This is a genomic window from Corynebacterium sp. MSK071 (genome assembly GCF_030232125.1).
GTDB lineage: Bacteria > Actinomycetota > Actinomycetes > Mycobacteriales > Mycobacteriaceae > Corynebacterium > Corynebacterium kefirresidentii.
Genome location: NZ_JASPJA010000005.1, coordinates 138,275 through 152,271, shown reverse-complemented (window position 1 = coordinate 152,271; position 13,997 = coordinate 138,275). Strand labels below are relative to the sequence as shown.

The 13,997-nt window shown below is 58.2% G+C and carries 9 protein-coding genes and 3 tRNA genes; 7 read left to right on the top strand and 5 right to left on the bottom strand.

The genetic code is table 11. From position 1 onward, the window contains the following. Nucleotides 1–197 precede the first annotated feature (197 nt). The 4 genes from QP990_RS05730 to gltX all read right to left on the bottom strand — a co-directional run bounded on the left by QP990_RS05730 (nucleotide 198) and on the right by gltX (nucleotide 2,887). Nucleotides 198–273, bottom strand: a tRNA-Glu gene (locus QP990_RS05730). A gap of 690 nt (nucleotides 274–963) precedes the next feature. Further along, nucleotides 964–1,036: transfer RNA gene (locus tag QP990_RS05725), tRNA-Glu, on the bottom strand. Nucleotides 1,037–1,075: 39 nt separating this feature from the next. After that, nucleotides 1,076–1,147: transfer RNA gene (locus QP990_RS05720), tRNA-Gln, on the bottom strand. Between the two features lie 246 nt (nucleotides 1,148–1,393). Further along, nucleotides 1,394–2,887: a glutamate--tRNA ligase gene (gene gltX, locus QP990_RS05715; RefSeq protein ID WP_284798709.1), complete on the bottom strand. Its 1,494-nt coding sequence runs from the start codon at nucleotides 2,885–2,887 to the stop codon at nucleotides 1,394–1,396. A gap of 232 nt (nucleotides 2,888–3,119) precedes the next feature. Between gltX and QP990_RS05710 the strand changes: the two genes are divergently transcribed. From QP990_RS05710 to QP990_RS05680, 7 genes are read left to right on the top strand one after another with little or no spacing between them, the layout of a single operon-like run. Further along, the gene (locus QP990_RS05710) at nucleotides 3,120–5,561 is read left to right on the top strand and encodes a choice-of-anchor M domain-containing protein (RefSeq protein ID WP_239208444.1); all 2,442 of its coding nucleotides are present in this window, start codon (nucleotides 3,120–3,122) and stop codon (nucleotides 5,559–5,561) included. Nucleotides 5,562–5,597: 36 nt separating this feature from the next. Next, complete coding sequence (locus QP990_RS05705; RefSeq protein WP_239208442.1) at nucleotides 5,598–7,199, top strand: choice-of-anchor M domain-containing protein; 1,602 nt, start codon at nucleotides 5,598–5,600, stop codon at nucleotides 7,197–7,199. After that, nucleotides 7,199–8,710, top strand: a complete 1,512-nt coding sequence (locus tag QP990_RS05700; RefSeq protein WP_239208440.1) for an anchored repeat ABC transporter, substrate-binding protein — start codon at nucleotides 7,199–7,201, stop codon at nucleotides 8,708–8,710. The genes QP990_RS05705 and QP990_RS05700 overlap by 1 nt, the downstream gene beginning before the upstream one ends. After that, entirely contained in the window at nucleotides 8,703–9,581 is an 879-nt protein-coding gene (locus tag QP990_RS05695; RefSeq protein ID WP_284798687.1) for a choice-of-anchor M domain-containing protein, read from the top strand. Before QP990_RS05700 ends, QP990_RS05695 begins: the two co-directional genes overlap by 8 nt. Next, nucleotides 9,574–10,302, top strand: coding sequence for an anchored repeat-type ABC transporter ATP-binding subunit (locus QP990_RS05690; RefSeq protein WP_239208436.1), 729 nt, complete (start codon nucleotides 9,574–9,576; stop codon nucleotides 10,300–10,302). The genes QP990_RS05695 and QP990_RS05690 overlap by 8 nt, the downstream gene beginning before the upstream one ends. Next, nucleotides 10,299–11,207 (top strand): anchored repeat-type ABC transporter permease subunit, encoded by a 909-nt coding sequence (locus QP990_RS05685; RefSeq protein WP_239208435.1) that lies wholly within the window; start codon nucleotides 10,299–10,301, stop codon nucleotides 11,205–11,207. Before QP990_RS05690 ends, QP990_RS05685 begins: the two co-directional genes overlap by 4 nt. After that, complete coding sequence (locus tag QP990_RS05680; protein ID WP_239208434.1) at nucleotides 11,204–12,685, top strand: choice-of-anchor M domain-containing protein; 1,482 nt, start codon at nucleotides 11,204–11,206, stop codon at nucleotides 12,683–12,685. Before QP990_RS05685 ends, QP990_RS05680 begins: the two co-directional genes overlap by 4 nt. Nucleotides 12,686–12,770: 85 nt before the next feature. On the opposite strand, the gene QP990_RS05675 is transcribed toward QP990_RS05680, so the two are convergent. Continuing rightward, nucleotides 12,771–13,934, bottom strand: a complete 1,164-nt coding sequence (locus QP990_RS05675) for a PHB depolymerase family esterase (RefSeq protein WP_284798685.1) — start codon at nucleotides 13,932–13,934, stop codon at nucleotides 12,771–12,773. Between the last annotated feature and the right edge of the window lie 63 nt (nucleotides 13,935–13,997).

The window sequence follows — 13,997 nt, the reverse complement described above, 5'->3', positions numbered from 1 at the left end:
CAGCTGACCACTCAGAACTCACTGTAGGGAGGTGCAACGCCGCCTGCTGCACTGTTTAGGGCGCTCGACGAGAATCGAGCGAGAATTGAAGAATACAGGCGCCTGAGGGCCGAGAGATTTATGGGCCACCAACCGCAAAAAATGCGCCTGGAACTAAAAACAAAAAGCTGCGAGCCATTAAGCTCGCAGCTTGCTATTGGTACCCCGTACGGGATTTGAACCCGTGTTACCGGCGTGAGAGGCCGGCGTCCTAGGCCGCTAGACGAACGGGGCGCGTTCGCAGCAAGCACACACTGTGCGTTGCGGACTCGTTAAGAGTAAACGATGGGTTAACTGAGCACAAATCGCACGCTTAGGGGCGGTTTTGAGGGCGGAGGCTAGGAAAACGAAAAGGGTCCCGAGTCTTCTACTGCAGTGAGGTTTCTTCATGGCCGAGGTGCGGATCGAATCAGTGGTTATTCCGCATGCAATCTGTGGATAGTCCGTGGCCGAGAACGCTGTGCTAGTAGGACTCGGGATGGCGCTGTGCGTCGAAGTGCATATACTGCAGGCTCCTATACTTCGTACAAATGTTGGTGGGAAGGAAGTTGTGGATTATAGCGTTACTACCTGGCTATGCTTTCGGCCTGTGCGCCTTCGCTGTGGTGCGTTTCGATTTCTGTCACCCGCTCTCCTTTCTGTCTGTTTTCTGCTGTACTTGCAGTCTATGCCTGTACTTGCAGGACTGGAAGGGGTTTGCACAACTTCGCGGTGGTCTTAACCCTGGTCTTATCGGCGGCGCGTCGCTGCCTGCGCGAAAGCTACCAATGGTCCGGGGTTAGGTTATAACCAGTCCCCCATGCTTGACCACATCTCCACGTGGCCTTTAGACGACACCTCACAATCGATACCTTCCCCTTTAAGCCCCGAAAGGATACCGACTCGGATATGAAAAATCCTCCAGCGCTAAGCTGGAGGTCTTTGTACCCCGTACGGGATTTGAACCCGTGTTACCGGCGTGAGAGGCCGGCGTCCTAGGCCGCTAGACGAACGGGGCATAGAACTAGTGAGCCTGCCGTTTAAAGCATTTTCACTGCTGGCCTACCAGGACTCGAACCTAGAATGGCGGTACCAGAAACCGCTGTGTTGCCAATTACACCATAGGCCATTTGCTAACTCGCTAGGGAAGCTAACTGCCTTTCAGCCGTTCTCCCTTGCTCGCTGCAACGTGTAATAACTATAATGATCTTCGCGTAAACTGCCAAATCGCCAGCGCATAACGCTTTTTCAGCCCATAAAGACGGCATTAAAAATGCGGTGAATGACAGTGCTGTAGTTCAGCCGTCATCCACCGCGCTAACGCGAGAGGAGTTCTTAATCCCAGCGTTGACTGCAGCGCTTGCCGCAGCGTTACCTACTGCACCGCCGGGACGTAGGGAGTCACCTCGCGTGCGGCACGCAGGCGGGCCAAGGTAGATTCCTTACCCAGCAGCTCCATGGACTCAAAGAGCGGTGGGGAAACCTGGGCACCAGAAATAGCTACGCGCAGCGCACCATAAGCCTTACGAGGCTTCAGCTCTAGGTCTTCAATAAGCGCCTGGGAAAGGGCCGCCTCGATATTCTCGGTCTTCCACTCGGCAACGCCTTCGAGGGTTTCAATACCTACCTCCAGAGGCTGCACGGCCTCTTCCTTGAGGTTCTTCTTCGCTGCCTTCTCATCGAGTTGAAGTTCCGCATCTGGGGTAACCAAGAAGCTCATGAGGCCATAAGCATCGGAAAGCGTCTTGATACGGGTCTGTACCAGATCTGCCGCGAAGGCAAATTTCTCGCCGTCATAGTCGGCCGGAAAGTCGGTGTATTCCGTCAGGTAGTTGCGCAGACGGAAGGCAAACTCTTCTGGTTCCAGCTGGCGGATATGGTCGGCATTGATAGCCTCGAGCTTCTTCTGATCAAAGCGGGCCGGATTCCCCAGCACATCGTGGACATCAAAGTTCTTCACCAAATCTTCCATGCTGAAAATATCCTGGTCTGCAGACAGCGACCACCCTAGCAGGGAGAGATAGTTAAGCATGCCCTCCGGGATAATGCCATTATCACGGTGGTTGAACAGGTTGGACTGCGGATCACGCTTAGAGAGCTTCTTATTACCCTCGCCCATCACGAACGGTAGGTGACCAAACTCTGGAGTGAACTCGGCAATGCCGATCTTCTGCAGGGCGTCGTAAAGCGCGAGCTGCCGCGGAGTAGAAGACAGCAGATCTTCACCGCGCAGCACATGGGTGATGCGCATTAGGGCATCATCCACCGGGTTAACCAGGGTGTAGAGCGGCGCACCGTTGGAACGAGCAACCACGTAATCCGGCTGGGTTTCAGACTTGAAGGTCATTTCCCCGCGGACCAAGTCAATCCAGGTCCAGTCCTGATCCGGCATGCGTAGGCGCCACACCGGCTTGCGGCCTTCGGCCTCAAAAGCGTCGATCTGCTCCTGGGTGAGATCACGGTCAAAGTTGTCATAGCCCAACTTCGGGTCACGGCCAGCCGCCTTGTGGCGCTCCTCTACCTCTTGGGCGGTGGAATATGCCGGGTAGACAAAGCCACCTTCGATGAGCTTGTCTAGGACTTCCTTGTAGATGTCCATGCGCTGGGACTGACGGTAAGGCTCGTGCGGGCCACCGACATTGATGCCCTCATCCCAGCCCAGCCCAAGCCAGGTCAGGGAATCAATGATGGCCTGGTAGGACTCTTCAGAGTCACGGGCGGCATCGGTGTCCTCGATGCGAAATACCAGCTTTCCGCCGGTATGACGGGCGTAGGCCCAGTTGAATAGTGCGGTGCGCACCATGCCTACGTGCGGTGTGCCGGTTGGGGATGGACAGAATCTAACGCGTACTTCAGTCATGCCCACCATCGTAGTGGAGCCGCCGATTCCAGTCCGCACCAGCCCAGGCGCCCCTGAAACCTGCCCGGCGCGTAGCGGTTTGCAGTTTATTCCTACACGCAAATTGGGGTAATTGGAAACAGGTTTCACTACAAAACCACAGGTCAATGAAACTGACTTCCATTAGGGCTAACAGGTTATGGGAATCATTTTCTATAGTTTCTGGTGAACTTGTGAGAACTGTAGAAAGGCCTTCCCAACTGTGGCTTCCCCACGCACCCGTTTCCTTGCCACGCTGAGCACGTTGGCGCTAATCACTCCCGCCACGGCTGTCGCGGGCCCGGATGATGGCAAGCACATCGCTACCAATACCCACGTTGACTCCCCCAAGTCTTTCTGGGAGAACAACGATTTCGTCCTGAAATCCGAGTTTGGCGGTCAAGAGCCCCCGATAGCCGACACCGTTGCCTGGGTGGGCAAGGGCTACAGCGCCACGGATAACAGCAACCAGTATCTCTATACGCTTCCGGCAAACGGGACCCAAGACTACATTGGGGCACCTGGTACAACCTACTACACAGCGCCGCACCAAGTATCCGGCAATACTTCACCCATTTGGCTGGGCTTTGGCGCCGATACCTCCTTGCCCACGGACAAATTCCGTGACGGGGTCGCGTTCCTTGATTTGCTCAGCGTCGATGGCCCCGGCGAGGTAGAGCTTTTTACCAATAAAGATGATGAGGCCGGCACCCAGCTGCACCGCATGCTCGGTTCCTTCCCGGATTCGCCGCACTCTGCTTACCTTGTTGCCGGCACGCATACGCACAACTCCACGCTGTTTACCAAGCCCGGACGATACCGCCTGACCTACCGCACTAGTGCGCGCGGAAAGGACGGCCAGCTCATAGCCAATGAGCCACAGACCACCACCATCCAAGTGGGCGGGCAGAAACCCAAAGAAGAAAAGACGCCGAGCCTCAAGGAACGCTTCGCACAGTCCGCAGCCGGTAACGCCGCTGCTGCAGGCTACAGCCTGCGCATGGCGCCCAAGTCCAAACCCGAAAAAGACGGTGATGACAAGCTCACCACCATCTCCTTCGATGCCAAGAACAAGGCGCAAGGCACCCTTACGCTGCTTATCGACGGCTACTTCCTCACCGACCTTCCCGTTAAGGATGGGCATGCTCAGTGGGACGAATACATGGGCCCCGACCCTTCCCAAGTACAGGCCGTATTTACCCCAGAGGGCGATGCCCCACGCTGGATATCCCAACCCCTTGACTTCCAACCCGGTAAATCCAGCCACACCGATTCTTCTGCCGCCGCAGATACGTGGCAGGAAACCTCCCAACCACGCCAGCTTGCCCCCACCCAGGAAACCGAGCTAAAGGAGTTGGGCTACACCATCCGCATGCGCAAGCAGGGCGATGGCGGCACCAAGATCGTGGTGGATACCGAGGATAAAAACTTCAACGGCCTACTCACCGGCGGGCTCTATGACACCAAAGGGGCGAAATACCCCACCGTGGATCTGGAAACCCCTATTACTAATGGCCACGGCGAGGTCTCCTTTGATGAGGGCGAGTACTTCAAGGGCTATTTTGCCAAGGTTAACCTCTTCCCCCATTCCACTCTGAAGGCCGGACATGCCAGCAGCGTAATCACCGAGTCCTTTGCTTTCGGCGAAAATTATGAAGTCAATGGGAAATTTTCTACTTCCACTGACGAACCGGAGACTACTCCCGGCGAGCAAGATACTCCGTCTTCAGCGCCGCAGCCAGGCACCGAAAAACCGCAAACCGGCAATGCACAATGCAGCGACAAGTACCTATTAGACCGTGGGCATGTAGATATCAAGGCCCAGCCTGCCGAGGGAGGCTTTGCAACGGTTCTGCGCGATGACACGGCGCAGGTAGACAAGAAATCTGTTGACCGCAAACTCGATGATGTTGTACTCGGCGTACACGATAATGCTCTTACCCCACGCAATAAGAAGCTCGCGGGCAAAGAGTTCGACTTCCTAGGAAAGCCCGGTGAGCGCTTCTATCACCTGCCGCAAACCCAGGACCAAAACATCATTTGGCCCGGCTATAACACCCAGGATCTGGACTATTCCTTAACCAAGGACAATGCCGTCAACCTCAACTTGAAGCCCACCTCCACGCCGGACGGCGCCGAGTGGGGCGCATTCATCGATGGCACCCATGGCAAGGGCTTTTCGGTCCTCGCCAATTCTGCGGCTAAAGACTACACCATCGAAACCAACTTTTCGGCCCATACCCATACGCACTGGGCCTTTTCCAAGCCTGGCTTGTACACCTTTGAGGCCACCTATACGGCCACGGGCACAGACGGCAAGGAGCTAAAGTCCGCGCCCCAAACCCTCACCTTTGCCGTGGGCGATAAGACGTTGGATTCCTGTTCCTTCCGCGCGCCGGGCACGGCCGGAAGCGGAGAGCCCAGCGAAAATCCAACGGATAAGCCTTCCGCGGAGCCTTCCCAGAAGCCTTCCACCCAACCATCCACCCCAGATACGCCGGACAAGCCAGCTCACCCCGGTAGGCCAGAAGAGCCCACAGGGTCCTCGTTTAGCCCGTGGAGCCTGGTCCTCCCAGCGGTTCTCGTGGTGGTTTTCAAGGCCTTTTATAACTTCTTCCGCGATAACGAGGACCTCATCCGCAAACGCTTCGGCCTCAACTTCTAAGCCTCTTCTACCCCACCAACTAGACGGGAAACCACAATGCATCATTCACCATCCTTTGCCCCTCGGCGCGTCCCGCTGCGGCGCCGATTCATTCACGTATTCGCCGCCGTCTTTGCCACAGCATTGGCCTTCTTCTCCCCTGCCGCGGCACTTGCCTTTGATGAGGTCTTCGACTCTGGCCACGTAGACGCCTTTTATGTCACAGCCCCAGATGGTCAGCTCCACCTATCGATGAAGGAAGACATCACTGGATCGGGCGTTCCACGCTCCGGCGATGATGTGGCGCTCAAGGTTGTGGAGGACGCTTGGTCCGATGCCACCGAGGCCGTGCCGGAGATCGGCCAGCCCACCTATTTCCTGCCGCAGACCCAGGATCAACGCATCATTTGGCCCGGCTGGGATACCCAGCCTGCACGCGATGGCGGCTTTGACAACGTTGACCTAGAATTCGCCGAAGTCTCTGGACCTGGTTCAGTGTATGTTTTTGAAACGAGCGGCTTTGGCGATGTGAAGACGGTGACCGATTCCGGCTCAATGGAGCTCACCAGCGGCGAGGTCATCAACCAGCCCAATCCTGCTCACCGGCACGTCAACTGGGCCTTTAGCGAGGCCGGCACGTACACCATGACGGTGCAAGCCCATTCCAACGGTGAATCCAGCAATGCTGTGACCTACACCTGGGAGGTGGGCGACGGCGGCGATGCATCCGCAGCGGATCGATCGGCTGATACTGGCGAGGTTAGCAATGACCAAGAAGCTACGAGCACCCCGCGTTCAGCAGACAAGGGCGGCGCTGCAGCCGCAGATAAATCCGGTGCAGCTACGGATAAAGAGTGCACCCCGGGTATGACGCCGCAAATCAAGGACGATACTGTCTCTCCTTCCCAGTGGCGCGATGCTGATGACGCTACCTTTTATCTCTCCGATAAATCCAGCGTCGATCTGCCCCAAGAGGTAGGCCCAGTGCCAGCTGGTCAGGCGTGGATGATTGGTTCTACCCAGGTCGATGGCGTGCCGTGGCTCGGTGCTAATACCCAAAGTCCAACCATGCGCGAGAATATCCCTGGCGATGTCACCTGGGAGTTAGCAGGCTTCAAGGGCCCTGGCCCGATGATGGTCTACTCCCAGGGCGGACTGGGAAAGATTGTGGGCGATGAGTGGTTCCGAGGCAATGCCGATGCGGCGGAGGGCACCTATTCGATTGCCCCCAATACGCACGTGCACCCCAACTGGGTCTTTGGTGCGCAGGGCACCTACGACGTCACCATCCGCCAGGTGGCCAAGACCGGTGAGGGCAAGCAAGTCGCCGGCGAAGCGACACTTCACTTCGTGGTCGGCGGCGACAAGCCGGCGGAAGCCTTTGACAACGGGCACTTCGACCTAGGCGCTGCGGTAAATCCGGAGGGCGGAGACTGCGGGGATGGTGCTGCGGCAGGTGGGGCGTCGGCAAGCGCTGGTGGCTCTACCACAAGCACCGGAACAAGCACTGGCCAGGCCGCGCAGGCCCCTAGCAAGGGCGGTTCTTTAGCCAATACGGGGACTCCCATTGTTCCCTTTGGCATCGGAGCACTGGGCTTGGGCATGCTTTTCCTCGGCCTAGGCATTGCCCGCCTAGCTGTAGCTAAGGCAGCGGACTAATGGCGCGTGCGCTTTCCCATAGAGGCAGGCTTCGGACCATAGGCGCGCTGCTGGGCTCCTGCCTGCTAGCCACTGGTTGTGCCCCCTCGGCCGCGTTGGATGCTGGAGACGGAGAGAAATTCACCGTGGTGGCCACCACCCCGATCCTCGCGGATCTCGCGCGCAACATTGCGGGAGAAGATGCCCGCGTACAAAACCTTATCCCCAGTGGAAAAGATCCGCATACCTTTGAGCCAACGCTGCGCACGGTCCGCGATGTTGCCAATGCCGATTTGGCGCTGAGCAATGGCTACTTGCTGGAGCCGCAGTCTCTCATCGATACACTGCACGAATCCACCGATGCCCCCGTGGTGGAAGTCGCCGATGCTGCCTCCACCCGCGGTGCCACTCTCGTGCCGCTGGTAGAAGATGTCTCGCTCGAGGCAATTTGGCTGGGCCTGCGTATCAGCGGCGCACAACAGCGCTCTTCCGGAGTGGACTTCCGCATGGTCTCTGCCGACGGACCAGGTAACGTCGCCGCCTATGTGGTCTCTACCTTCGGCACCCCGGAGGTCCTTTTTAACTCGGCCGATGGCATCGATGAAAAAGAAGACTCAGTGACCCTGCCGGCCAACGCTCACACGCATGTCTCTTGGGGATTTTCCCAGCCAGGGATCTATCACCTCGGGTTCCAAGCAGAGGGCACCGACGTCCAACACCTCACTGTGGCCGTCGGAGTAAACCCACCTAAAGGCATGCAAGTGATAGATTCCGGACACCTGGATATTGCAGGTGACCTAGCCAAACACAGCATTGACTTGCGCGATCAGGACAAGCGTTTCGACCCTGCCACCACCGTGATGTCCATCCCCTCTTCAGTGCTGCAGCCCATTCCGCCTGATCCTGCCTACCGCTTCCTGGGCAGGCCGGGCGCGGATACCTACCTATTGCCGCAAGCGGTCCTAGGAAAACACATCCACGGCGAGGTGGACCCGCACCTATGGCACAACGTGGACAACGCCATCGCCTACGTCGATGTCATTGCCGAGGAAATGGCGCAAGCAGATCCTTCTCACGGGGCGTCCTACCGCCAACGGGCGGAGGCCTACACCCAGCGCCTGCGGAATACGGATACCTATGTTGACCGCGCCATTTCTTCTATCCCTAAAGAAAACCGGCACCTCGTGACCACCCACCACGGCTACGCCTATCTGGAGCAAGGATATGACATGTCGGTGGCCGGCTTCGTCACTCCCAATCCGGCCATCGAGCCTTCCCCGCGCGAGGTCATTTCCTTGCGTCGCACGCTGGAGAACCTACATCTGCCAGCCGTGTTTGTAGAACCCGTGCAGCAGGCAAGCGCCGAGACATTGAAGCAGGCTGCAGCGGAGCAAGGCGTGGAGCTGTGCCCCATCTACGGCGACACGTTCGATGACACCGTCAGCTCCTACATCGACCTTATGAAATTTAACGCTGATTCCCTTCAGCGCTGCCTCACCCCCAACCCCACCGATGGAGATAAAAATGCTTAAATTCGCTACTCGTACCGCCACCCGCACCGCCGCCTGCGTCCTTACTGCAGGCCTGGCATTTTCTACCAGTCCTGCTTGGGCGGGCGACCTCGCCCAGGTGGTCGGCGCCGATGAACACGTTGCCCCACAGGGCGAGGAAAAGGTCATCGATACCGGTCACGTAGACGTTGGTGCCCTGCTTAATGGCACGGATTCTGAGCTTATGGCCCGCGATGATGCCGGCGATAAGCCAGTCTGGCGTCACCTGGATGACCTCGTGTTTTCCGTGGGCGATAAGGCACAGCAAACCCTTCCCGATACAGATGACTTTGGCTTCGTTGGCGCTGAATCCGGCGATAAGGTCTGGGTAGTTCCCCAAACCGAACAAGTCGGTGTTCCCTGGCTGGGGTGGAATACCCAGGCTCCCTCACTTGTCGACGCCGCCGATCGTGGAGTCACCATGGAATTCCTCGGCCATTCCGGGCCAGGCGATTTCTCCCTCTTCCTGCAAAACGGCGGCTTCGAAGCGCCACAGCTCTTGTGGTCCACCGCGCAGAATAGCGACGAGGACTTCTGGGTAGACCTCAATACCCACACCCACGCCAACTGGACGTTTACGGAGCCAGGCACCCATCAGGTAGGCATCAGGGTAAAGGGCAAGACCAAGGACGGTGCTGATTTCAGCACCGATGGCGTACTCACCTTCGCCGTGGGTGATGATGCCGACGTCCAAGCGGCCCAGGACACCACCTGGAATCCAGACGATGCCCAGACCGCGGGCTCCTCTATTCCCACCTGGGTTTTTGTCCTCGCCGGTGTCGGCGCCGTAGTACTGCTACTGGCCCTGGGACTCGCCCTGCGTTCAGCCAAGCGGGGCGATAACCGTGGCTAAACCGCTTATTTCCGTTGCTGATCTCAACGTCTCGCTCTCGCATCGCAGCGTCATCACCGATGCCAACCTCACCGTCTGCCCGGGCGAATTCATCGGGCTCCTCGGGCCCAATGGTGCTGGTAAGACCACTCTCATGCGCGCGATTTTAAGGCTTATTCCTTCCTCCGGAACTCGCAGCATCTCCGGCACTGTGGGGTATGTTCCCCAGCGCCACGAGGTGGAATGGGGCTTTCCCATCAATGTCTATCGCACCGTTCTCAGCGGCCGCACCGGCCTTATCGGCTGGCTCAAGCGACCGCGCGCCACGGACCACGCCGCGGCGGCAGAGGCGCTTCGTTTGGTTCACATGGAAGAATTTTCTACCCGCCCCATCGAAGAACTCTCCGGTGGTCAACGCCAGCGCGTGCTCATCGCCCGGGCCCTCGCCACACAACCACACGTGCTGCTGCTCGATGAGCCCTTTACCGGGCTAGATGCGCCCAATACCGAATCGCTTCTCGAGCTTTTTGAAGAGCTTTCCCACCGCGGCACCTCCATCATTATGTCCACTCATAACCTTTCTGAAGCCGCACATTCCTGCCACCGCCTCATTCTTTTTAACGGCACCGTGGTAGCCGATGATTCCGCTTCGCGCCTTCTTCGCCAGACGGATCCGTGGACGCACACCTTTGGCGTGCGTGCCGGTTCGCCTTTGCTTTCTGCCATTGGAGTCTCCGCATGATAGAAATTTCCTTCCTCGATTTCCTGCGCGACCTGGTCAATCCCCACCTTGACTTCCTCGCTCGCGCGGTAGGCATCTCCTTGCTGGCGGCCATCGTGTGCGGCGTCATCGGCTGCTATGTCGTGCTGCGCGGCATGGCCTTTATTGGCGATGCCGTCTCCCACGCGGTATTTCCTGGCCTAGCCATTGCCTTCTCCCTGCAAGCCTCGGTGCTCGTGGGTGGCGCAGTCGCCGGTGCGGTTGTGGCCTTGCTCATCGCCGCCTTTTCGCAGCGTCGCCACGTACGAGCGGATTCCATCATCGGTATCTTCTTCGCCGCGGCCTTCGCCTTGGGCATGGTGATCATCTCGCGCACCGATGGCTATAGTGCCTCGTTGACAAACTTCCTCTTCGGCTCACTCACCGGCGTATCCCGCACCGATATCATCATCGCGGCCTGCGTATGTGCCGTGGTTATCGCCATCGTTATAGCCTTTGGCCCCCAGCTCAACGCCACGTGCTTGGACCGGGAAACCGCTCGCGCGATGGGCTTGCCCGTCTTTGTGCTGGATATCATTTTGTACCTGTGCGTCACGGCCGCAGTGGTCATTTCCGTAAGCACGATCGGCAATATCTTGGTCCTCGCACTGCTTATCACTCCGGCCGCGACGGCACGCCTACTTAGCGCAAACCTCACGACCATGATGTGGCTATCCGCCCTCATTGGCGCGCTATCTAGCTTCCTCGGTATCTACCTAGCATGGGCCATTGACCTGCCAGCCGGCGCCTCCATCGTGCTCACCCTTACCGTAATTTTCTTGGGCGTTTGGGCCATCCACCCACTGCTCGGCGCCCGCAAGCACGCAGGTGCCTCGCTTTCCGACGCCCCACACCCCACCCCACGAAAGGAATCCGTCTCCTCATGAAACCTGTCTGCCGCACCGCGGTGGCCCTTGGCGCCGCCGGACTTATTAGCCTCGGCGCCCTTCCGGGAGCGGGAGTAGAACCCTTCGAGCCCGCCACCGCATATGCCGAAGAATCCACCGAGGAATGCTCTTCCAGCGACTTCGACCTCATCACCAAGGGCCACCAGGACATGGCGCTCAGCGGCGATTCCGGTGATCTCAGCTTCACGGTGAAAGATGATGACAAGGGCGTCGAGCATGACTCTGAGTCCTTCGCCATTGAGGTATCTGATGACCTTAAACAACCGCTATCAGAGCTCGGTGATTCTTCCCTGCCCGATGAAGGTTGGATTCTGCCGCAAACGCAAGACCCCGATGCTCCTTGGCTAGGTTTTAATACCCAAGAGCTGTCTCAGGATCTCCTCGCCACTGGAGACACCGCTAACTTGAGCATGGCTATCGCACAGGGCCCCGAAGATGGCCGCATCCTGGCCTACCAGGTGAATCTTGGTGACCCCAAGGTGCTTATGGACACTGCCGATGGCTCTGCCTGGGACTACCCCGGCAACTCCCATTCCCACCCGGCCTTTGCCTTTACCGAGCCGGGTACTTACGCGGTGAGTTTTACCTTCGAGCTTCCCGACGGCACCCGACACCACTTGCATGCTGGCTTCCTCGTCGGAAAGCAGGCAGATGCGAAAGATCTATGCGGCGTGGACTATACCGATGCGGACGCTGCTACCGGCAACGGTGGCGACTCAAATAGCCGCCCCAAGCAACTGGAAAAAGACGTCAAAGACGTAGACAAAGCCATCGCCGGGCTAGACAAAGAACTCGACAATACCCTGCAGGAGGGCCAGAAATTCCTAGACGGTGGCAAGCCACAAGAAGACAAGAAGGGTTCTGACGAGGACAGCGCGGGCAAGCGCAAGCAGCCCTCCCGCACCAAGGAAAAAGACGCTGGGAAGGATGGAGCGCCACATAAGACGCCGTCCACGGGTTCGGCTCACGCCTCTGGTACTACGCGAAAGTCTGGTGCTGGTTCTGGGGCTACGACCCACCATTCGACTAGCCGTGTCAATGATTCTGCCTCCACTGCGAAATCCGGAAAAAGCGGAGGCGCTGGCACGGGCTCGCACCGTTCTGCTTCCACCAGCGGTTCTTCCCACTCGACGGCCAAAAAGTCCACCGGCTCTCGGGACGCAAAGTCCGCAAAGCGTACCAAGGGCAAGGCCGCAGGCACCGCTGGTGCAGAGAGGGTGCCGGATGCCGGCGCTGCGGAAGGCAAAAACACTGGAAATGTACTGACTAATGCCGCTGCGTATACCGCCACCCTGGCTAAAAGCAGCTTCTGGGCGGGCCTTTTAGCCGGACTAGGCGCATTCGCTCTGGTGCTCGGAATCGGCCTGTTGGTCTATGTCCAGTTCTTCCGCAAGAAGAAGGCCCCAGCCCAGCAGCCGGCCGATAATGCCACGGCTCACTTGCCGCGCGTCGACTAGCGCAGTGCTGATTGTCGGCCAACAATAGAACGAGGCCCAGAGGATCTCTCCTCTGGGCCTCATCCGTGGCTAAGCGCCGCTGTTTTTATACCCTGGTCTTGGACGAGAGGAAGTCCCAGACCACCTTTGGAGTATCTGGCTGCCAGAACCAGGTGTGGTCTTCTGGAACCTTGACCAGCTGTACGTCCTTTTGGCAACCGTTGAAGTTCAGGCGTTCGGAACCGCCAGCCTCTGGAGTCGCCTGGAAGGTCATATCGCATCGATTGCGTTTCAGGTAGCCGCCAAGCACGGTGCGCACCGGCAAGTAGCCAGCCTCGTGCCGGTCACCGCCTTCATAGGTCATCATCTTGTCATTGACGCCATGCATGATGAGGGTACTCATCGGCGCATCGGCACAGTTGACCTCGACCGGGTTATAAAAAGCACCCGAGACCATGGCTACAGCGGCGAAGGTATCTTGGGCGTGGCAGCCCAGCACTGAGGTAAAGCCGCCGCCATTGGACATACCCATGGCGTACACGCGGTTGCGGTCAACGTGGTAGTCCTTGTCCACAGAGTCAAGAATGCGTTTGATGAAGCGGATGTCCTCACCATCGCGCGTCTTGGCATAAGGTGCTGCCTCCCAAGCACGCTCAAAACCCTCCGGGTAGACGATGATTGCCTCGTTATTGGCTTCAGTGGTCTGCATGCGTGCGTAGCTGGAATAGTTTTCCGGGGAATCTCCCCATCCACCGAAGCCGAAAAGTACAGGCGCAGCCTTTTCCGGCGAATAGTTATTGGGAATGCGCAATAGATACCTGCGGGTCTTTCCCTCGTGCTCCATAGTGAGCGACTGTATGGAGCCCGGCTTAAATGGCGGGTTGGGGTTGATGCTGGCATCTACCATCGCTGGCCGCGGCGCCGGCTCCGGAAGCGATGATCCCTCTAGAGCAGGTGCCGGGTTGTCTTGGTCAGCACCTTTATCTGCTGGTGCCGGGGTGGATTCTTTCACGCCTTCTGGAACGAGGTGGGATCCATCTGGCTGCGGGATAACCGGCTTCGCGTTTTCGGGTGCCGGCCCCGGTGCCGGTGCTGGTGCCGGTGCTGGTGCCGGTGCTGGCTGTGGTGCGTTTGCTGGGGCCGGCGCAGGTGCAGGTGCAGGCGCTTCTTGCGCGTGGGCAGGAGACACGCTCAGCAGCGCCCCGCAAGCCAGCACACCAACAACAATCAGGTAAAGGAAATAGCGAAGAAAATTAGTAACATTAGCCACAAGGTTAAAACTAACCACATTTTTCACTAGAGACACTGTTTACACGCCCAGTGCACACTCAAT

Coding starts and splice junctions, on each gene's coding strand:
- gltX (WP_284798709.1), bottom strand. CDS start 2,887: ATGGTGGGCATGACTGAAGTACGCGTTAGATTCTGTCCATCCCCAACC.
- QP990_RS05705 (WP_239208442.1), top strand. CDS start 5,598: ATGCATCATTCACCATCCTTTGCCCCTCGGCGCGTCCCGCTGCGGCGC.
- QP990_RS05700 (WP_239208440.1), top strand. CDS start 7,199: ATGGCGCGTGCGCTTTCCCATAGAGGCAGGCTTCGGACCATAGGCGCG.
- QP990_RS05695 (WP_284798687.1), top strand. CDS start 8,703: ATGCTTAAATTCGCTACTCGTACCGCCACCCGCACCGCCGCCTGCGTC.
- QP990_RS05685 (WP_239208435.1), top strand. CDS start 10,299: ATGATAGAAATTTCCTTCCTCGATTTCCTGCGCGACCTGGTCAATCCC.
- QP990_RS05680 (WP_239208434.1), top strand. CDS start 11,204: ATGAAACCTGTCTGCCGCACCGCGGTGGCCCTTGGCGCCGCCGGACTT.